The following is a 22,138-nucleotide window of genomic DNA, read 5'->3' as shown; positions in this document are numbered from 1 at the left end:
TTTCCTTATTTTAAAATACCTAACGCATATAGAATTATTGAAACCACCATTACACCTAAAATTAAGTATATTGGTTTTATATTTTTTTTAAGAGCCCAATAAACAATAACAACTAAAATTGCAGGAATTAAACCAGGCATAATTTGGTCTAATATTTCTTGACCTTTCATTGTAAAATCACCTTGCTGAAAGTTAAGAGCAACATTAGCTTTTACTACTGAAGGTATTAATGCACCTACAACCATCAATCCTAAAATAGATGTACTCTCAGTTAATATTTTTAAACTTTTTTCAATTGAAGATATTAGCTTAGTCCCTGATGTATAACCAGCATTAAACAGCGGTATACTTAATAGTTTCAATGCTACACTTACTATAATCCATAATAAGATTCCAAAAGGACTTCCATCTATCGCCATATTAGCTGCTATAGCTCCAAAAATTGTCCATGGAATAACGACAAACAAACTATCTCCTAGACCTGCTACTGGCCCCATCAATCCTGTTTTAATTGAAGTAACAGCCTCCTCAGTATCTTCACTTGATAATTCCTCCATAGCTACATTAATACCCAAAATATAAGGAGCAACCCATGGATTAGTATTAAAAAATTGTAAATGGTTTAATACAGCATTTTGAAGTTTTTCTGGCTTATCTTTATATACTGTTTTTAAAAATGGTAATACTGCATAACAATATGCTAAAGCTTGCATCTTCTCATAATTTGAAGAAACAGAACTGGTAAAAAACCAACGCCATAAAACACTTTTTTTAACTTTTTCATTTGATTTATTTAATGACACATTATCACTCATCTTCATCCATACCTCCTACTACAGTATATTGTTGTGCTTGATTTTCCACATTCTTTTTATAAATTATAAGTGCGATTGCTCCTCCGATTAAAGCCACACCTAATAATGGTACTTTCATATAGACTGCTAAAACAAATCCAATCACTAAATAACTAAAATACTCTTTTGCAGGAAGATATCTAAGTAGTAATCCTATTCCTACTGCTGGAAGTAATCCTCCAGCTACTGTTAAACCACCTGTTAACCATTCAGGTGTATATTTTAAAATAGTATCAACCAAGGAAGGCCCAAATATTACAGCTAGAGCAACTGGAATACCCGTTGTAGCTGCTGTTAATAATACTCCTAACATTTGCATATATGTTATGTTTTTATAATTTCCTTTTTTAGCTCCATCTTCTGCTTTATGAACTAGCCATATACCAATAGTATTTCTAAGGACATCCAATTGTACCATTAACAAAGCAACTGGAATACCTATAGAAATTCCTACAGATGCTTCTTGATTAGTCGTAATAGTTATAAACGTAGCTACTATACTTGCTGTTTGATAATCAGGAATGGATGCTCCACCAAAATTACTAATCCCTAATGATAGTAATTGTAATGTACCCCCAATATATAAACCTGTATTTATATCACCTAATATAAGACCAGTAATAAAACCTGCTGTTACTGGCTGATATGTCCCAAACATTGTTGAATTTTTTTCATAGTTTATAAAAAATCCATATAGTACGATTAATAATAATTGCCATAATTGTGGCTCCATTATGATTTCACCTCACTCAAAATATTTTTTAGTTCTTCAAAATTATGCTTAGAATTTTTATTTAAGAAGATAGGAATTTCTTCAAGTGGGCATTCTATTTCATAAACTTCTCCACCTGCATAACTAATTCCACTAAATATATTCTCCCATGTGTATCCTTTTGGCAAATATACTTTTCTACTTCTATCTTTATAATTCATTATTGGAGCAACCAAAATTTCATCTCCAAACATATATGTATTATCAATCTCCCAAGTTTTCTCATCTTCAGGAAATTCATAAAATAGAGTTCTCATAACTGGTGTTCCATCTTCATGAGCTTCCTTCATTAATTTTTTTAAATAGCTTTTTAAACTTTCTCTAATTTTTATAAACCTTGTAAGAATTCTTTCAACATCTTCACCATAAGACCATATCTCATTAGGAGCTCCAGTGACCATTGAACCTCCACCTTTGTTTGATAATGGCTTACTGTGAGGTAGCCTATCTCCATGCATTCTCAAAATTGGTGAAAAAGTAGCATATTGGAACCATCTTACCATAAGTTCTCTAAACTCTGGGTCGTTAGGATTTCCTCCATGGAAACCTCCAATGTCTGTAGTCCACCAAGGTATACCTGCTAGTCCCATATTTAGCCCTGTATTTACTTGATTGTTAAAAGCCTCAAAACTAGAATCAATATCACCAGACCATACTAAAGCTCCATACTTTTGAGCACCTGCCCAAGCTCCTCTTACAAGAGTTACAACAGACTCTGTATCATCATGTAAACCATCATAAATCATTTTTAAATAATCGATAGGATATATATTTCCACAGCTTAAAACATTTCCTTTTTTGTATCTATAATTATCAAAATCATAAACAGAATATCCAGGTTCAGCTACATCTAACCAATAATAATCAATTCCTAGTTGCTTATAATTTTTATCTATTCTATCCCAAACATACTCCCTTGCATTTTTGTTTGTCATATCTACAAAGACTGTATTCCCTTGAATTTGCATTGTCATTCTGACACCACGATTAACATTAACCAAATAACCATTTTCTAAATAATCATTGTAGTTTTCTGCATCACTTTGAACTGTGGGCCATACAGATACGATTGGTTCTACTAAATACTCTTCTTTCAGTTTTTTAACTAATTCCTTAGGATTTTTCCAATAATCTAAGTCAAATTTATATTCTCCTTGCTTAGGCCAATGAAAATAGTCGATTGCAATTGATGAAAGTTTAATTCCCCTTTTTGAGTATTCTTTCACAACATCCAAGACTTCTTCCGAAGTTCTATATCTTAATTTACTTTGCCATAGCCCTAATAGGTTTTCAGGCATCATAGGTACAGTTCCTGTAACTTGAGAGTAATTTTTACTTAACTCTTTTGGGCTTTCTCCACAAGTAATCCAATAATCTATAAAGTTTGTAGAAAACATCTTCCACTCTGTTATGTTCTTGGCAAAAGATACTCTTCCAATTCCTGGATTATTCCATAAAAATCCATACCCTAAACTAGAAATATAATAAGGAACTGATATTTGAGAATTTCTTTGGGCTAACTCCAAAACGGTATTCTTTAAATCTAGAAATTCATGCTGGTATTGTCCCATCCCAAAAACCTTTTCATAAGGTTCAGACTCAAATCTAGTAGTTACTTCAAATTCCCCACTACAACTTGGTCGATATTCTCTTGATTTTAATTTAAGTGTGGAGTTAAAGTCTTTGGTAATTTCAATGGTTCCTACATCTTCTCCACCATCATCGTGTTTTACAGCTCTTAATCTAATAAATTCCTTTAACAATATTTCATTTTTATCGTTATAAAATGTAATTCTATCTCTATGGTCTAAGATAGCCTTTAATTTTCCATTTTTAATACTTACACTACCATCTTCACTCTTGTCGATTTTAATATCTTCTTTATTCAACTTAGGTTTTTCATTAAGAGCATAATTTTCATCAATAAAATTTTGGTCGACAAATGACCTAATACGTAAAGAGTTTTTTCCCCATGCTTCTATTCGCAGTAGTTCATTGTCAAATCTTTTTTCAATATAATCTTCAAATATTCTTACCACAGCCATCCTCCTAAATCGATAATTTAATATTCCATTTTGATGTACTTTAAAATTAAATAACTCAGTCTAATATCTTAATTTTATATATTAAACATTGCATACAATTTATTTGTACGTTAAACTAACTTACTAATAATATACTTTATTTAGTTCTCTTTGTCAATCGTTTTCCAAAATTTGATAGAATTTTCCAATTTAGTTATAGCTAACAGCTTTTGTATAACCTAATACTCACAAATAAACAAATCCATTGTTATCCTCGCTGTCATCTATAACACTTATTCTTAGTTATAAAAATAAGGAATAGTTTGTCTACTATCCCTCAAAAAAATCTTAATATTCAAATTTATAATATATGTCTTCCCTATAATTCTAATAAATTAAAAACCATACAAATAATAAATACTTCCTATATACTTAAAGTTTATTTTAGAGACTTCATATTATTTATAGTATTTAAAATCTTGATAATGGAATATCTATTATTATTATAAATTTATTTTCATCAACTTTTATTTCTAAATTCCCATTATATTTTTCTACTGATTTTCTCATACTACTTATTCCTATTCCATGCATAAATTTATCTTCCTTGTCAGTTATTATTTTTTCTCCATTAAATTTCAATTCGTTAGTTCTTGAATTCTCGCATTTTATAACAAAGAAATTATTTACTTTAGTTCCTCTAAGTTTAATTTTTTTATTAATTGTATTTTCATTTATCTTGATGCAAGCATTGATGGCATTATCTAACATATTAGAAAATATACTACATATATCACTTCTTTCCAAAAAATTACAATTATCCATTCTTATATCAACTACAAAGTCTATATTGTACTTTTTACAAAGTAGACTTTTATCATTTATAATCACATCTAAAACTACGTTGCCAGTGTCAGACATTAATCTATAACTTTCTAATTCATCATTAATACTATTAATATATTCATTATTACCATATACATTTGTTATACATATCATATGATTTTTCATGTCATGATATAATTGTCTAATATTTGATTGAGATTCTTGTAAGCTTAAATAATATATGTTTTGTTTTTTAATATCTTCTCTAATCACTTTATTTTCTAACATTAATTTATTATGGTTAACTATCTTATTTATCATATTTACAGAAAATATACTTGTTAATAATAATATTGAAGATACTAATACCATAATAAAGTCCATGTATATACTTGTATTCCCAAGAGTGTATCTATATACAGTGTCAAATAATATAATAATACATATCAAATTTCCTATTATTGAGAGAAGTACATATATGTAATGTATACCAATTATCTTTCTTTTTAATTTAAGTGATTTAGCAATTGGTATCAAAAATAATAAAATCATATTTGATATAACTATTACTTCTAACCTTATTATTTTATTACCTAACAGAGCATAATAATCAAAGAGTATAACTCTACCTCTTATAGAAACCATAACTTCATATATTGTTTTATACACTAATAGGTATACCAATATAAAAATTATCAGATAACCTATACTTATAATTACACACTTTAAGTTATTAAAACCATATATTTTCTTATAGTATACAAACATTAACACAAAATATAACATCAAAGTTACTCTAATATCTATATGTTTTAGATTGTATAAACAGGAAATTATTATTCCTAGTAATAAAAAAATAGGTATTCTTTTATTTTCTCTATTACATGAAAACACTTCTTCAAGTATTACTTTTGATATTATTAAAGGTACTATTATTCCTGGTATTGATAACATGATGCTCCAAATATATTGTTCTAACATAAAATATCTCCAAGCATATTAGTTAATGTTTTTCTAAGATTACTTATTCTATGTTTACTAACTGGAACTTCTCTATCTCTAATCATAACTGTATTGTTTTCTATACTATCAATATAGACCATATTAATTAGAAAACTCTTATGACATCTAAAAAAATTGAATAATTTCAACTCTTTTTCTACTTTATCCATACTGCACTTTGTGTGATACTCTCCATCTATGGTATGTACAATAATATCTCTTCTTATAACCTCAATATATAAAATGTCCTTTATAGGTATTTTTTTAATGCTTCCTCTATTTTCTAAAATCATAAAATTCTCTTTTTTTCTAGTTAAATCTTTTACACAGCTTAAGATACTTTCCTTTAGTTCTTCATACTTTATAGGCTTTAGTAAATATCTATATGCTCTAACTTTATAACCTTCTTGAATATACTCAACTAGAGAAGTAATAAACATTATTTCGGCTGATTCATTTTCATTTCTTATAACCTTTGCTAAACTCATTCCTGTCATATCTCCCATCCTAATATCTAGAATATAAATATCTATACCTGCAGGATTTTCCTCTAGAAACTGTTCTGCACAATCATACTCAAATATTTTAATATGACTTGATACATCTTCTAATATCTGAGTAATCGAATTTCTTATTTTCTCTCTTTGTTCTACATCATCTTCACAAATAACTATCCTATACACCCTTACCTCCCTGTAATATATGCATTATAAAAACATTATTTTTATTATAATATTATTTTAATTTACTGTAAAACTCAATATAAAAATAAGCTCATCATGCAATATTATTTTTATATTGAGATTGATATCAACTCCATATTAAAATAGTTTTAAATCTACTTAAATCATTATTATAATGTCTTTATTTGTTCTACAAAATCTTCACTCTGTACATTTTTTAAAACTTTTATAATTGTCATTATAATTATTATCAACAAAAACACTACTATTATAATCACAGCTCCTATAAGCTTTAGGTTTATCAGCTTGATAGTTTCAAAATCTTTTATTATTATCAATCTTGCAATCAAACTGGGTATTATAGCTAAGATAACTCCATTAAATAGATATATTATCCCTTCTATTTTAATAATTCTTTTAATTTCATCTTTTGAAATGCCTATACCTCTAAGTAATGCAAATTCTCTTCTTCTATTCTTTATACTAACAACTATAATATTACAACAATTAAACATAGATAATACAACTATAATTCCAATAACTATTATCACAATCATATTTTTTTGATTATCGCTTTTTTCAATTCCAGATGCCTCCTCCTTATAAGGGGTCAATAGACCTTTGCCTGATTTGTCTACTATTTTATTCAATTCGCTTTCAATATATTTGTTATTGGCAAGCTTACTAGTCCATACATCAAATCGCTCATATGAATGAACTCCTGTAAATTTATCCATTTGATTTACATGCAGAACAGCTCCAAAGCTTGTTCCTACTCCTTGAGATATTATAGGTAAATTTGTAATAATTCCCCCAACAATAAACTCTTTAGAAATTGTTTCTTTATAGTTACCTGTTTTAGTGTCTGAAATATTAAAGTTTAAATTTATTTTATCACCAGTTTTTACATTAAGTGATTCACTATACTTTTTATCTATTAATATATATGGTTCTTTCTCTAATTTACTTAAATTTCCTTTACCTTCTATTAATACCTTCTTTAATATATTGTTATCTTCAACTCCTAAAACTTCAATAAAACTTGGCATTATCTTTTTTCCATTTTCAATATGGGCATTTTGTTTTAGTACATCTTTATTTTCCTTCCAATATTTTGATTTTTTATTTATATTCTCAATACTATTCATCGTGATAAAGTATTTATTTCTATGAGCATTTACTTTTTTAACACCATTTATATTTTCTATCTCTTTTAAAGTTTTTTTATCATAGCTTACTGTATTTTGTAATATAGATGAGGAATCTATGTTAGTTATTAAAAAATCTCCAGGAATCCATAACCGTAACCCACCATCATTTAAAAAATTGCTTGTAGCTTTTGAATATACTGTTAATATTAAAAAAAATACTAATGATATTGATACTATAAGCAAATTTGTTCGTTTTTGATTTCTTTGTATGTTTTTTAATGCTATATTTCCATAGTCATTATAAAGTTTAGTCATCAGTCTATTTATGGATGATTTTTTCCTTACAACAATCTCCCCTTCAATTTTTTTTATACATGTCATTGGGTCAGTTTTAGAGAATTCTATAAGTGGTTTTAATACTGATATTATTATGGTTAATGTACTTAATAATATTGAGTATATGTATGCATTCATATGGCTAGTATCTTTAATTAAATTTATATAATTAATACCATATATTGCTCCTATCATGTATTCACTACACAAACTAACTATTAATTTTCCTATTATTATTCCAATAGGAATACTTATAATCGAATATACAAATACTTCCCAGACTATTATTTTAGAAATATCAGATGGTATAAAACCAAGTGTTTTTAGTATTCCAAAATCCTTAGCTCTATTCAACATTAATGTATAAAATATATTGTAAATTAATAATATAGTAGCTAAAGCAATTACTATATTTACTAAAATATATGGTATTTTCAAATTTAAACTATCTGACATAGCTAATATTAATGGTCTATTTAATGTTATATTATCTTCATTTAATTTTCTATCTTTAACGAGCTTATCTATTTGCTTTTGTATATTTAATTCTTTTTTAAACATAAAAATAACTTGGTCATATTTATTTTTAATATGCATATTTTTCATGGCATACTCTTTACTTATAGTGGCTACAGACATACCTTGTGCTTTTAAAATTGGATTACTTTCTAATATTCCTACAATCTTAAATTCTTTTTCATTAGTATATAAATTTACTCCTTTTTTACTTTGTTTAATATAGTCTATCTTTATTTTTTTACCTATTGGCTCTTTTATTTTACACTGTTTAATATACCATGTATCTACTGCTATTTCGTCTTCTTTTGCTGGAAATCTGCCATTTTTTAAAGTATACGAGTTAGACATTTCTTGAGTAGCCTTATCATCCCATAATATTTGAAGTATTTGACCTTTTCCTATTTCATGCAATCCTAAAAATATTGATTTTCCAATCTTCTTTATATCAGGATTATTCTCTAAATACTTTAATTCTTCATTAGGTGGTTCAGAGTATGCAACATGCTTTGTACCTAACTCTTTTTTAGATTGATTTATCATTAAATTTCTAACATCTTCACTTATTATATTCATTACTAAAAATAATGCAGTTGAAATTACAATACTTATAACTATTAATAATGTATTTTTCTTATCTCCTATCATATATTTTCTTGCTAGTTTTTTTAGATTCACAGCTACACCTACTCTCTTATAACTCCATCTTCTATTTTTATGACTCTGCCTGCATACTTAGCAATATTCATGTTATGAGTTATCATTATTATTGTCTGATTGTATTTTTTCTGAGATTTTTTTAGCAAATTTAAAACCTCAGATTCACTTTTAGTGTCTAGATTACCAGTAGGTTCATCTGCTAATATTATTGATGGTTTGTTTATAAGTGCTCTTGCTATTGCTACTCTTTGTTGCTGTCCACCAGATAGTTGATGTGGTAGATGTTCTTTTCTATCATTTATACTTAGTAATAGCATTAATTCATCAACATAATTATCATTTTTATTATTGATATTTATTGTTGGTAATTTTATGTTTTCCTCAACTGTTAAAGCAGGAATTAGATTGTATGATTGAAATATTAAACCTATTTTTTCTCTCCGTAAAATAGATTGTTGTTTTTCATTAAGAGATGAGATATTTATATCTTCTATAATTACATGTCCACTTGTTGGAGTTTCAAGACCAGCCATTATATGTAATAATGTACTCTTTCCACTTCCACTCTTGCCTATTATTGCAACAAATTCACCTTTGTTTATTTTTATATTTATATTATTTAATGCCTTAACTTCTGTTTCATCTTTTCCATATATTTTAGTTAGGTTTTTTATTTGTAAAATACCCATTTTACCCTCCTTAGAATATAACTGTTTTATTTTTTATAGTTTTAATCATATACATGTACATTCCATATGGCTTTAAGATAATTATATAAATCAACATTTATATAATTACTCCAACAAATATACTATTTTTTTAATTGAGTTATCTTAAATACAAAATAGCATTAAGGCATTCTACGTTCAATATTTATAGCACAAGTGGGTATTTGGGAGACACAACTGGGGTTAAACTTATGTATTTTTCAATTTTTAGGTTACTATATAAATTCATAAAAAGGGTGATTATTCTCCTTCTTCAGAATAATCACCCTTTTATATAAAAGCTTCTATTACAAATATTTATATGAAGTTTTTGAATCTGAATTTATATTATTATAGCTATCTAATATTCTTTTAGATAAGATAGTAAGCTTTTATAATATATCCTTAATATATTTACTTATCTTCTCTAAGTTCGTCAAATCCAACTATAGGTATTTCTAAATTATATTCATTAAGTAATTTTTCTAACTCATCTATAAAAATACCTTTCTCTTCTACCATTTGGATATCATTTATTTTATTCATCAAATCCTTGCAACCACTTAATTCACCAAACCAATTTTTAGAACTACAGGTCTTGTTATATCCACAACTTGGGCTACCATCTACGGCAATGATACTTTTTATATTATAATTATTTTTTAAATATTCATCAAACTGTCTTATATAAGGTATTAGCATTTGTCTACATTGTTCTCTAAAAAACAAATTGTCAAACTGTTCTTTTACATGTCCCCACCTATTTATTCCATACATAATCATCTCTGGACATGGTAGTTGAATTATTCCATATCCATTATTTATTAAATTTATTGTTATACTTTGTGCACCTTTAAATTCTGATAGCCCCTCTACTTTAGAGTTACAATTCAATATACAATGACAAACTACTACAATCTCTCTGTTTCTTTTCATAATATTCTCCTTAAGTATTCTCACTTTTAATAATACTACATATTTTGATAATTATATTATTCATTTGCTCTATATTTATAGTATTCTATATAGAAATATACAATTAGTAATCTTTTATAATCTATACTATGATAAATATATACATTTTTTTTAGGAGGTATTATAAGTGAATACTAAGAAAATAACATTTTCTTCAATGTGTATAGTTATTAACATTGTTTTAGGTATGGCTATATCTATGATAAATATACCATTATTATTTTTAGATACAGTTGGTACTGTGCTTGGGGCTGTAGTATTAGGTCCTTTTTGGGGTGCTCTTATTGGCGGATGTACAAACTTAGTTTTAGGAGTTATATCAGGCCCTACAAATATACCTTTTGCTCTTGTAAATATTGTTCTTGGTCTTATCGTTGGTTATATTTCTAAGAAAAAAGGGTTTGGTTATAAGGAAGCTATTATTACAGGACTAATTCTATCTGTTGTTTGTCCTTTAATTGGTACTCCTATTTCAGTTTTATTGTTTGGTGGTTTAAGTGGAAGTGGTGCTGATTTATTAGTCGGTTTTTTAGTTCAGTCTGGTCAGAAGATATTTACTGCTGCATTCTTTCCAAGAATACTTAGCAATATAGTAGACAAGCCTTTGTCTTGTATTATGGTTGTGTATTTTATAAGTAAAATGCCTAAAGGTTTTATATCTCAATATAATAGAAATACATCTAGTTCTTCTTAATAAATTGTAAATAATATATGATTTATTAATCTTTATAATAAATTTATATGCATATATTTGTATAATGATATTTTCTATTTTGGCTTCATTAACTTTTAGTATTTATGATTTAATTATACAACATTTGTATTAATTTAATTAAATACAACCTCTTAATATAGATTTAGATTCTAAAGCTGTATTAAGAGGTTGTATTGTTATTTTATTATAATCAAATAAGATATTAGCCAATTGCTACTACTAACTTATCTCTGATACATTTTATTTAACTTCTTTTAAAAACTCAAAGTTACTCAAGGTTTTTTCTTTCCTTTACATCTTAGTTAAAATGCGTCTCCCTAAAAATCATTTTTTACAAGTATTTCTTATACTAACAAATACCTCTTCGTTTTCTGTAAACAACTCATACATATCTTCAAACTCTGGTATATCATATCCATGAGAATCATCATTTCTTAACTTTCTAAGTGTTTCTATAACAATAGAAGAATTTTGGGGCAATAAGTTATGATACTCACAAGCCAAGAGATAATCATAGAAGGTCTTAGATTTTATATTTAAATTAATTGATTTATAATACAGCATTGCTTTTGTTAATTCTAGAAATGATACCATATAGCTTTTAAAACCTTCTTTTATATATCTAGCCCATAATTCAGGTATTTCTTCTTTAGTATATAGTATTTTGAAGTTTTGCAAATCATATAAACAAGAACCAAAATCTCTATTTACTTCTTCTATTGAACTCCAAGACAATTTATTTCTAATTACCATACATATCCCTCCAATCTAAGATATCTATTACATCACTATTTTCAAAATAGAAATTATTTATATAATCCTTAAAATCTTTAGATTCATAAATAACATCACCTTCTAAAATAGCCTTTCTAAGTGCTATTGTATAGTTATCTGTAACAATCTTTAAGTCTACATCAACATCTAATATATTTCTTAGAGCCTCTGTTTTCGTTGCAAGCTCTGTAATTGATACTTTTTTGATAGGAATCCATGCTATATCTATATCACTTTCTGATGTATGCCTATCTGTTCCATAACTACCAAATATTATGATGGCCATAGTATTTTCTTTTGGAAATATATTTATTATTGAGTTTTTAATCTCATCTGGTATATTTCTCATTTAATCACCTCATATTTATTATGTAATATTACTTAGTTAAATAATTCTCCTTCAAAAGCTCTTTACATTAATGAATTAAAGTTATATTATAACTATTTTAAACTAATTTTCATTTCTAGTTTTCATTTATCTACTTGATTAACAGAATCACTGAATTGCATCTAAAAATTTGCTTTTCATACTAATCTCTTATCTGCTTTATGTCTTAATTTATCTATAATTATATACGACTTTCCATAAAATAATTTGAATATATATTTTAGTTATACTTCTTAATAATTGGTAACCCTTTACACTCAATTAAAAATCACTCTAAATAGTTATCAAATTTTCTTTTTATTATACTTTTTAATTTTTAAAATTAACATAACAATCTTATTTTATAATTATTATATATACTATACAAAATTATTTTATCATATATTCATCATTGAAGTACCATCTACTTTAATAACTATTCCTCTATTATGGTCTTTTTACTATTAAATTAAAATGAAAGAAGAGATTTTTTATTACATTAATAATATCTTCTTTATTCCAGATTTCCACTTACTCTCTTAAATATATAAAATAAAGTAAGAGGTTTATTATAGACCTCTTACTTTATTTTTATTTATGATTAGGTTTTATTGATAACACTCCACTTCCCCTACTGATTTTCCTACACATCCACAAACTTCCATTCTACTCTTAACAAATTCTTTAACCGAATCTAAACCTTTTTTACCATATTTCTTAGGGTCAATTACCTCTGGGTCAGAATTAAGCACATCCTTAACCCCATTACTATAAGCAATCCTTAACTCTGTTGCATAATTAACCTTGCAAATCCCTCTTTTTATAGATTCTTTAATAATCTCATCTGGTATCCCTGACCCACCATGTAATACTAATGGAACTGATACAACCTCTCTAATTTCAGATAATCTATCTAAATCAAGTTTTGGCTCTCCCTTATATAACCCATGTGCCGTACCTATTGCTACTGCTAAAGATGATACCCCTGTTCTTTCTACAAATTCTTTTGCTTCTAGTGGGTCTGTATATGCTCCACCATCACCACCATCTAAATCGTCTTCCTTACCTCCAACTTTACCTAATTCGGCTTCAACAGGTATATCTGAAGGTGTACATGCATCTACAACAGCTTTAGATACTGATATATTATCTTCGTAACTTTCATGAGAACCATCAATCATAATAGAAGTATATCCAACTCTAAGTGCCTGCATTGCTAGCCCAAAACTTGAACCATGGTCTAAGTGCATTGCTACAGGAACGCTTGCCTTCTCTGATGCTACCTTTACATTTGCTAAATAATAATCCAATCCTGCATACTTTATTGTTGAAGGTGTTGTCTGTAGTATCACAGGTGATTTAAGTTCTTCAGCAGCTTCTATTACTGCCATAACCATCTCCATATTTTCAACATTAAATGCTCCTACTGCATAATGCCCTTCTTGTGCATCTAATAATATTTGTTTAGTTGTCACTAATGCCATAATTCATCCTCCTATATATTTATAATGATTTAATTTCTTCATTATTTAATTTTGATACTATTTCTATGCTTGTCTTACTATTTATTAGCTCATTTAAAAATTCTTCATCCATTAGCTTTGCAGATAGTTGAGACAATGTCTTTAAGTGTAAATTATCACCATTATCTGTAGCTGCTATCATAAATATAATATGTACTGGACTTCCATCCTCCGATTCAAAATCAAACCCTTCTTTTGATACACCAACTGCTACACGTGGTACTTTTACTGCATCTGTTTTTGCGTGTGGTATCGCTATGCCCATACCAAAACCTGTAGATGATATTTCTTCTCTCTTATGAATTTCTTCTTTAAATTTATTTTTATCTAAAAGAACACCCGATTTGTCAAGTATTTCAACCATTTCATCAATTACATCTGTTTTATTTTTTCCTTTAACATCTAAAACTACTGTTTCTTCGTTATACAAATATATATTATTAGATACGTTTTCCGATTTTGTATTTGTATTTTTATGTTCATTTTTATGTCCATTTTTAATTTCATTTGTATTTTCTGTAGTATTATTGTTATTTACTACCTTAGGTGTAACCATCATATAAAGTATTGCTCCTACTAATGAACCTACAAGTATACATCCTACCCATAAAAGTGGCTTATTTACTAATCCTAAGACTAAAAATCCTCCATGTGGAGCTGGTACCTCTATTTTCATTATGTAAGTTAAAATCGCTGATATTGATGATGCAATCATAAGTACTGGCAAGACTTTCAGTGGATTCTTTGCCGCAAAAGGTATCGCTCCTTCTGTTATATGAGTACTACCTAATATATAATTAATCAGTCCTGCTGCTCTATCTTCTTCTGTAAATCTATTTTTAAATAAAGTAGATGCTATTGCTATTACTAATGGTGGTGTTATACAAGCTGCAGATACACCTGCCATGAATAAGTAGTTTCCTTGACCTAGAAGCATAGTTCCAGTTACATATGCTGCTTTATTTACTGGACCTCCCATATCAAATGCTGACATACACCCTATTACTAATCCCAAGATTATAGGGCTTGAGTTCTGTAAGCCTGAAAGGAAATTCATCATAGCATTGTTAAGTGCTGAACATGGTCCTCCAAGTAACAACATAGATATACCAACAACACCTACACTGACTATAGGAATTATAAAAATCGATTTAAGTCCTTCCAACTGTCTTGGTAATTTTCTCAATAAATACACAAATAATTTAACTGCATAACCTGCCAAAAATCCTGATATAATTCCACCTAAGAACCCTGAACCTGTGTCAAACGATATCATTCCTCCAACAAGCCCTGCCAACATACCAGGTTTACCTGATATAGATTGAGCTATAAATGCTGCTAATACAGGAACCATCAAATTCATAGAATATCCACCAACAGATTTTAATGTAGCTGCTATCTGATTATACTGTTCTGAATTTGGGTCAAATGAATAAATTCCCCATAAAAATGATATAGCAGTTAGTACTCCACCTGCTACTACTAAAGGTAGCATATGAGATACCCCATTCATTAAGTCCTTATATAACTTTTGACCAAACGATAAATTACCTTCTTCTGTAAATTTGTTACTTGATGTACTTCCTTTTCTAACTGGTACTTTACCATCAATACACTTTTTTATAAGCTCACTAGCTTTGTGTATACCTTCTTTTACAGGCACCTCTATTACTGGTTTTCCATTAAATCTATCCATATCAACGTTTTTATCACAAGCAACTATTATTGCATCTGCCATTTCGATATCTTCTGCTGTTAATTTATTCTCTACACCTATGGCGCCATTTGTTTCAACTTTTATATCACATCCTAATTCTTTAGCTGATTTTTTTAATGCTTCTTCTGCCATAAATGTATGAGCAATTCCAGTTGGACAACCTGTTACCCCAAGGATTATCTTCTTCCCCATTTTTATACCACCTTTCTTACTTTTATATTTTTTATGTAATCTTCTACATTCGCCAAATTACCTATACCATTACTTTCAGCCACACTTGCACCTGTTGCCGCAGACCTTTTTAATGCATCTTCAATATCTTCTGGATTTTCTAGCCATATACTTAAAAAAGCAGCTAATGCAGAGTCACCAGCACATGCAGAACTAACAACTGTAACTGGTTGAGCACTAGCATAATAAATTGCTTTTCCATTGTAAAAATAAGAACCTTTTTCTCCTAATGTTAGTAATATATTTTGAGCTCCTTTTAAATGTAGAAACTTAAGTACATCCTTAATATCCTCTTCATCTCTTACGATAATTCCAAATATATCTTTGATTTCCTCATCATTTGGTTTTATCAAATATGGATTATATTCTAATAATTCATTTAATTTCGGCGAACTTATATCAAGTATTGTTTTTATATTCTTATTTTTACAAATCTCAAATATATCTTCATAGTAATTCTCATCAATACCAGGTGGTAAACTTCCACTTATTGACAAATAACTTATATCTTCTAATGACTCTAGCTTCTCTAGCATGTCTAATTTTTGCTTTGCATTTACATATGACCCAGAGTTTACAAATTTAAACTCATCATTTCCATCATTTAAAAATATATTTATACGAGTTGTATCTTCTACCCATGTAGGTAGTACATCAAACCCTTTCTTTTCACTTTCTTCAACTATATATTTTCCTGAGAATCCTCCAAAAAAACCTAATATCTTAGACTCTATACCATAATGACCTAGTACAAATGTTACATTTAAACCTTTTCCATTAGGAGAATATGTAGCATTTGATGTACGATTTACTAATTTACTTTTTATACCATTAGTAGATATGTTCATATCTATTGCTGGATTCGTGGTTAATGTATATATCATTGTCTTCCCCCTTACTTCTGTTGTGTATGTTTTCATTATAATAAAAAAGCCTATGAAAATCTTTTCATAAATAGAAAATAGATTTTCATAGACTTTTTCAATTTAATTTCCAGAATTATTATATTTGACCATATAATCTATAATTATCCTAGATATAATGTACAGGGGCAACCTAGAAGACACTTCATATTCAGATATAGATATATGGTAATGCTTATATCCTACAATATATAAATCAGAATACTTTATAAGTTTTGCATTTTCACTACAACAACATGTTATAACTTTGGCTCCACCTAAATTGGCATTTTGTGCTGATTCTACAAGTTCTTTAGTATTTCCATTCAACGAAAATATGATTATAAGTTCATCTTCTTTCATTGATTTAGATTTTATTTTCATTATATTAGGGTCATTTATGAAAAACACATTGAAATCAAGCAATTGTAACTTAAGGCTAAACTCTTTTGCTACATATTCAGTAAGACCTCTTGCTAGGACGTATATCTTACTAGATTCATTTATAGTTTTTATTATATTAATTAGTGTAGTTAAAGATATTTGTTCTATAACTCGTTGTGCTTCTATAAAAGACTTGTTTATTATATCCCCCATATTGTGTATATCATTATTTTCATCTTTTACTGTCAATCTATATCTAAGTTCATTAAATCCATTTAAACCACATTTTCTAATTGCTCTTGAAACAGTTGCTGGAGACGAATATGTTTCATGAGCAATCTCTACTATGGACAATTCTGATAATATTGACTCATTTTGATTTATAAATTTAATTATTTCCATTTCTGTTTTTGTTAGATTTTCAGAATTTCTTTTATTTAACTCAATTATCATATTTTCGCTCTCCTTATATATAGGTTTTATTTGTCTAAATTTATCACATATTATAATAATATATTACCTCTTAACTACTTATTTTTATACACAATTATGATTTAGTCAATGTCTATATATATAAATTTATAATATTATAATTTTATACTTTAGTTTATTATATTATCATTATGTTATATCACAATAAAAAAGTAATTGCTCAATCATCAAAATTGAGCAATTACAAGATTTTCAGTCTTCAAGCGACTTAAATTATTGAATACGATTCACAGATATATCTCATACTTATCCATTTATCAGTTTATATATTTGAAAAGTATATTTTTTTATTAGTAGAGATTAATTTACTAAAAATTGAAATTGTGGTCCCTGTACATAATATGTAAAATAGAGTTCCAAATCCTAAATTTCCACCTAAATATACACCTAGAATTAAAAATAGTACATCTACTGTAGTTTTTAAAACTTTATATGAATATTTAAAGTTATTTTCAATATGGATTAATATTGCATCTAAAGGACTCATTCCAATATCAAACTTTATAAGCATTGCAAATCCACCACACATAAGTATATGACCCATGAGAAAACTTATGTTTCTAATAATAATATCTAAACTCCCTATATTAAAATTCAGTAGAAAGTATGTATATAAATCTATAAATTTATTCATAAATAATCTCCCTATAAATATTTTATTTATTTGATATTAGCTCTAGTGCTTCTTCTAAAGCTTTTGCACCATCTAATCTCCCGTATGCAATTTTAGATATACATGCTACTGGAACGTTATACTCATCTGCTCTTTTTTGAATCTCATCTTTCATATAGTCTAGATGTGGCCCTAATAATAAACAATCTATCTCTGGTAAATATTTATCTATTTCTGACTCACTTCTAGCCTTTATATCTGCTTCTATCCCCTTTTTCTTTGCACTCTTTCTCATACTAGTTGCCATAAACCCTGTACTTGCTCCTGAACTACATGCTAATAACACTCTTATATTTTTCATAATAATACCTCCAATATCTTCATTCATTAATTTACTTCTTAATGAATTTTTTTTATTTTTATTTGATTATATTTATATTGTACTTCCTAAATAAGTTCCTTTAACATAAATATAGTTCCTAACAATAGGAAATCATTTACTCTTAACTAGACATGTTAATATATAGTATAATGTACTTTATAATACGTACATTCAATTATACAATATATCATATCATACAGATTTTATTTTAAAAACTATGCGAGGGGATATTGATGAAAACATCTAAAAAAGAGTTATTTTTAAATTTCATAAAAACGCAACATGATTGGATAGATTCATCTACAATAGCTAATTATCTTAACGTATCAACACGTTCAATTAGAAAATATGTAAATGAGATTAATTCTACTGGTGAAATTATATTGTCCTCTAAAAAAGGATATAAAGTAAATCTTAATAGTAGTTGTCAAACTAAAATTGATAGTTCAGAAAATGCATCACCTGCTAATAGGTTAAATTTAATTTTAAAGGAACTTATCATTAACAGTAAAGGAATTAATATATTTGATTTAAGTGAAGAATTATTTGTTAGCTCAGCAACCATTGAAGGTGATATAGTCAAAGCTAATAAATTTATAGAAAATTATAATTTAAAAATAAAACAATCAAGATTTTTTTTACTAAAACTAGTTGGAGATGAGTCTTCAAAACGCAAATTAATGAGTTCTATAATATTTAAAGAAACAGGAAGTGACTTTTTAAGTTTATTTGATGTTCAAAAAATATATCAGGAATATAATCTAACTAAACTAAAGGAAAATGTAATACATATATTAAAAAAGTACAATTTATTTACAAATGAATATGCTATAAATAACATACTTCTTCATCTAATGATAACTATAGATAGGATAAAAAAGAATAATTACATAGAATCAGGTGAAGTAGTAAACTACATAGACAATAATATAGATATAAATATAGCAAAAGATATATCGAGCTTTTTAGAGTCTGAATACGATATAACTTTAACTAGTGCAGAACTATATTATTTAGTATTTCAGTTAACAAACAAAACCACAGTCTTAAACTACCATCAAATGGATACTAAATCATTATCTAATTATATAAATGAACATTTCGTTGATTTAACTAAAAAAATAATTAAAAATGTATATGATTTATATTTTATAGATTTATCTGATGATGAATTCGTTGTGAGATTTACTCTTCATGTAAAAAACTTAGTAAGTAGGGCCAATAATAATCAAGTTTTGAGAAATCAAATACCTCAAAAGTTAAAAGATTCCTATCCTCTAATATATGATATTTCTGTTTATATTTGTAATCAAATTCAAATTTTAGAGGATATAAAGATAGATGAAGATGAGATATCATATATATCTCTTCATGTAGGTTCATTTTTTGATAGGCAAAAACTACTAGAAGATAAAGTTCTCTGTGCATTAATTACTCCAAATTACTATGACTTACAACTCAAAATAGTGAGAGACCTCGAAAAAAGATTTAATGAATCTATAGAAGTTATTCAGATTTTTTCAGACATTCATAATCTAGACTTTGATAGCAAAGTAGATATGGTTATTACTACCTTACCAATTAGTGATAGATGTCCTCTACCTTTTGTCTATATAAATCCTTATCCAAACAGAAAAGATTATGACAATATTCAAAGTAAATTTATTCAGATTAAGGAAAGAAAAAATATACTTACTGTACAAAATCATTTAGAAATGTACTTCAGTGAATCTTTATTTATGAAAAACATATATTTAGACAGTGCTAAAGATTATATAAGATTTATGGGAAATGTACTATATGAAAATAAATATGTTGAGCCTAACTATATAGATGACGTTCTTATAAGAGAAAATATGTCTTCAACTGCGTTTAATAACAATGTAGCAATTCCTCATAGTATGAAAATGAATGCTTTAAAAACTGGAGTCTGTTTAATTGTAAACGATAAACCAGTTAAATGGGGAGAGGAAAAAGTTCAAATTATAGCCATGATACCTATAAACGAAAAAGAAAAAGAAAGATTCAATTACATATTTGAAAGTTTTATTGAAATACTATCTGAGTGGAATAATGTAAAAGAGCTCACTAAAGCAGATAGTTATAGTAGTTTTATGAATAGAATAGCTTATCTTATTCAAAGCATCTAAATTCATTAATTTGTTCACAATACATATTATTAAAATTATTAATACAAAATAAATTAAGCTGTCACACTGAAAAAATCTAAATTCATATGTGACAGCTTTCTTTTTACTCAATATATCTTAATTTTAATACCACTTACTTTTAAATACTACTTATTTTTTGTCTGTTGTATACTAGTTATAAGATTAAATATTTGTATTGTTGTAGCAGTCATATTATTACTTGCAGTTTCTTTATCCATTGCTTCTTCAATTGTCATAGCCCTATTTACTATAGAGAAATAAGCATCTATCCCTTCTTCATTGCACTTAACTGCATCTTCTGTCGTTGCCCCAGCTAAACCTATTACTTTTACTCCATACTTTTTGGCTAGTTTTGCAACTCCTATTGGCGCTTTGCCCATAGCAGTTTGATTGTCCAATCTACCTTCACCTGTTATAACAAGGTCTACACATTTTATTTCATCTTCTAATTTAATTTCATCTAATATTATTTTTACTCCTGATTCTAATTTTGAATTTAAAAACGCTAAAAATGCAAAACCTAATCCTCCTGCTGCTCCTACGCCTTCTACATTAGCTACATCTTTATTTAGGTTACTTTTTACTACCTTAGAAAAATTTCTAAGTCCATTATCTAATTGTTCAACTACTTCTGGTGTCGCACCTTTTTGAGGTCCATATATGTACGCAGCTCCATTTTTTCCAAACAGTGGGTTGTTTACATCACAAGCTATTTTAAAATTACATTCATCTAATTCTTTTAATCTATTATCTACTTTTATATGTCTTATTTCATTTAAAACTGTTCCACCTAACCCTACTAAGTTGTTGTTTTCATCATAAAACTCAAATCCTAAAGCTTGAAGCATACCTACCCCAGCATCATTAGTAGCACTTCCACCTATTCCAACTATAAAGTTTCTATAGCCTTTATTTATTGCTTCCTTTATTATTTCTCCAACACCATAAGTCGTGGTATATAAAGGATTTCTAAATTCAGTTGGAACTAATGTTAATCCTGAGGCTTGAGCCATTTCTATTATTGCTGTATTTGTACCTTTTAATAATCCATATGTCGCATTTACTTTCTTAATTATGGGTCCAGTAACCTCTATAGTTTCTTTTTTCCCATTCATTCCTTGAACTAAAGCATTTACTGTCCCTTCACCACCATCTGCAAGTGGCAATATTTTTACTTCTGCATCTTTTTTTACTTTTAATATTCCCTTTTTTATTGCATTTGCTGCCTCGATTGAAGATAAACTTCCTTTCAAGGAATCTATAGAAATTAATACTTTCATTTTTATCTGCTCCTTATTTTAACCATACAATTTTATAAGTTTTAGTTTAAACTCTATTTTATACTCTACTCCTTTCTTTGTA

At 27.5% G+C, this 22,138-nt stretch carries 19 protein-coding genes; 2 read left to right on the top strand and 17 right to left on the bottom strand.

Annotated elements, in window-relative coordinates; translation table 11 throughout:
* Nucleotides 1-5 precede the first annotated feature (5 nt).
* The 8 genes from KGF46_RS12145 to KGF46_RS12110 form a co-directional block, all read right to left on the bottom strand.
* Nucleotides 6-821: a PTS system mannose/fructose/sorbose family transporter subunit IID gene (locus tag KGF46_RS12145; protein WP_227838938.1), complete on the bottom strand. Its 816-nt coding sequence runs from the start codon at nucleotides 819-821 to the stop codon at nucleotides 6-8.
* Nucleotides 808-1,587, bottom strand: a complete 780-nt coding sequence (locus tag KGF46_RS12140) for a PTS mannose/fructose/sorbose/N-acetylgalactosamine transporter subunit IIC (protein ID WP_227838939.1) — start codon at nucleotides 1,585-1,587, stop codon at nucleotides 808-810. The genes KGF46_RS12145 and KGF46_RS12140 overlap by 14 nt, the downstream gene beginning before the upstream one ends.
* Nucleotides 1,587-3,671: a TIM-barrel domain-containing protein gene (locus KGF46_RS12135; protein ID WP_255611790.1), complete on the bottom strand. Its 2,085-nt coding sequence runs from the start codon at nucleotides 3,669-3,671 to the stop codon at nucleotides 1,587-1,589. Before KGF46_RS12135 ends, KGF46_RS12140 begins: the two co-directional genes overlap by 1 nt.
* Nucleotides 3,672-4,121: 450 nt before the next feature.
* On the bottom strand, nucleotides 4,122-5,456 hold the full coding sequence (locus KGF46_RS12130; RefSeq protein WP_227861170.1) for a sensor histidine kinase: 1,335 nt from the start codon (nucleotides 5,454-5,456) through the stop codon (nucleotides 4,122-4,124).
* The gene (locus KGF46_RS20370; protein WP_227861171.1) at nucleotides 5,450-6,160 is read right to left on the bottom strand and encodes a LytR/AlgR family response regulator transcription factor; all 711 of its coding nucleotides are present in this window, start codon (nucleotides 6,158-6,160) and stop codon (nucleotides 5,450-5,452) included. Before KGF46_RS20370 ends, KGF46_RS12130 begins: the two co-directional genes overlap by 7 nt.
* Before the next feature lie 170 nt (nucleotides 6,161-6,330).
* Complete coding sequence (locus tag KGF46_RS12120) at nucleotides 6,331-8,841, bottom strand: ABC transporter permease (RefSeq protein ID WP_227838943.1); 2,511 nt, start codon at nucleotides 8,839-8,841, stop codon at nucleotides 6,331-6,333.
* Nucleotides 8,842-8,849: 8 nt separating this feature from the next.
* Entirely contained in the window at nucleotides 8,850-9,512 is a 663-nt protein-coding gene (locus KGF46_RS12115; RefSeq protein ID WP_227838944.1) for an ABC transporter ATP-binding protein, read from the bottom strand.
* Nucleotides 9,513-9,944: 432 nt separating this feature from the next.
* Nucleotides 9,945-10,466, bottom strand: a complete 522-nt coding sequence (locus KGF46_RS12110; RefSeq protein ID WP_227838945.1) for a CD3072 family TudS-related putative desulfidase — start codon at nucleotides 10,464-10,466, stop codon at nucleotides 9,945-9,947.
* Nucleotides 10,467-10,632: 166 nt separating this feature from the next.
* Here KGF46_RS12110 and KGF46_RS12105 point away from each other — a divergent pair, with 166 nt between their 5' ends.
* Nucleotides 10,633-11,199 (top strand): CD3073 family putative ECF transporter S component, encoded by a 567-nt coding sequence (locus tag KGF46_RS12105; protein WP_227861173.1) that lies wholly within the window; start codon nucleotides 10,633-10,635, stop codon nucleotides 11,197-11,199.
* 345 nt (nucleotides 11,200-11,544) lie between these two features.
* Here the strand turns inward: KGF46_RS12105 and KGF46_RS12100 are convergent, their stop codons facing one another.
* From KGF46_RS12100 to KGF46_RS12065, 8 genes are all read right to left on the bottom strand, one after another.
* Nucleotides 11,545-11,973, bottom strand: coding sequence for a hypothetical protein (locus KGF46_RS12100; RefSeq protein WP_227838947.1), 429 nt, complete (start codon nucleotides 11,971-11,973; stop codon nucleotides 11,545-11,547).
* Nucleotides 11,963-12,343 carry a nucleotidyltransferase domain-containing protein gene (locus tag KGF46_RS12095; protein WP_227830062.1) on the bottom strand — a complete coding sequence of 127 codons (381 nt, stop codon included), beginning with the start codon at nucleotides 12,341-12,343 and terminating at the stop codon, nucleotides 11,963-11,965. Before KGF46_RS12095 ends, KGF46_RS12100 begins: the two co-directional genes overlap by 11 nt.
* Nucleotides 12,344-12,969: 626 nt before the next feature.
* Complete coding sequence (gene gatY / locus KGF46_RS12090; RefSeq protein WP_227838948.1) at nucleotides 12,970-13,845, bottom strand: tagatose-bisphosphate aldolase subunit GatY; 876 nt, start codon at nucleotides 13,843-13,845, stop codon at nucleotides 12,970-12,972.
* A gap of 19 nt (nucleotides 13,846-13,864) precedes the next feature.
* On the bottom strand, nucleotides 13,865-15,793 hold the full coding sequence (locus tag KGF46_RS12085) for a PTS fructose transporter subunit IIABC (RefSeq protein WP_227861174.1): 1,929 nt from the start codon (nucleotides 15,791-15,793) through the stop codon (nucleotides 13,865-13,867).
* A gap of 2 nt (nucleotides 15,794-15,795) precedes the next feature.
* Entirely contained in the window at nucleotides 15,796-16,716 is a 921-nt protein-coding gene (locus KGF46_RS12080; protein ID WP_227830065.1) for a 1-phosphofructokinase family hexose kinase, read from the bottom strand.
* Nucleotides 16,717-16,818: 102 nt separating this feature from the next.
* Nucleotides 16,819-17,571, bottom strand: coding sequence for a MurR/RpiR family transcriptional regulator (locus KGF46_RS12075; RefSeq protein ID WP_227830066.1), 753 nt, complete (start codon nucleotides 17,569-17,571; stop codon nucleotides 16,819-16,821).
* Nucleotides 17,572-17,872: 301 nt separating this feature from the next.
* The gene (locus tag KGF46_RS12070) at nucleotides 17,873-18,244 is read right to left on the bottom strand and encodes a hypothetical protein (protein WP_227830067.1); all 372 of its coding nucleotides are present in this window, start codon (nucleotides 18,242-18,244) and stop codon (nucleotides 17,873-17,875) included.
* Between the two features lie 22 nt (nucleotides 18,245-18,266).
* The gene (locus KGF46_RS12065) at nucleotides 18,267-18,584 is read right to left on the bottom strand and encodes a PTS sugar transporter subunit IIB (RefSeq protein ID WP_227830068.1); all 318 of its coding nucleotides are present in this window, start codon (nucleotides 18,582-18,584) and stop codon (nucleotides 18,267-18,269) included.
* A gap of 254 nt (nucleotides 18,585-18,838) precedes the next feature.
* On the opposite strand from KGF46_RS12065, the gene KGF46_RS12060 reads away from it, so the two are divergent.
* Nucleotides 18,839-20,755 (top strand): BglG family transcription antiterminator, encoded by a 1,917-nt coding sequence (locus tag KGF46_RS12060; RefSeq protein ID WP_227830069.1) that lies wholly within the window; start codon nucleotides 18,839-18,841, stop codon nucleotides 20,753-20,755.
* Between the two features lie 146 nt (nucleotides 20,756-20,901).
* Here the strand turns inward: KGF46_RS12060 and KGF46_RS12055 are convergent, their stop codons facing one another.
* Nucleotides 20,902-22,056 carry a glycerate kinase gene (locus KGF46_RS12055; protein WP_227830070.1) on the bottom strand — a complete coding sequence of 385 codons (1,155 nt, stop codon included), beginning with the start codon at nucleotides 22,054-22,056 and terminating at the stop codon, nucleotides 20,902-20,904.
* Between the last annotated feature and the right edge of the window lie 82 nt (nucleotides 22,057-22,138).

The organism is Clostridioides sp. ZZV14-6153 (assembly GCF_020657855.1).
GTDB lineage: Bacteria > Bacillota > Clostridia > Peptostreptococcales > Peptostreptococcaceae > Clostridioides.
This window is presented reverse-complemented; position numbering and strand designations above follow the sequence as displayed.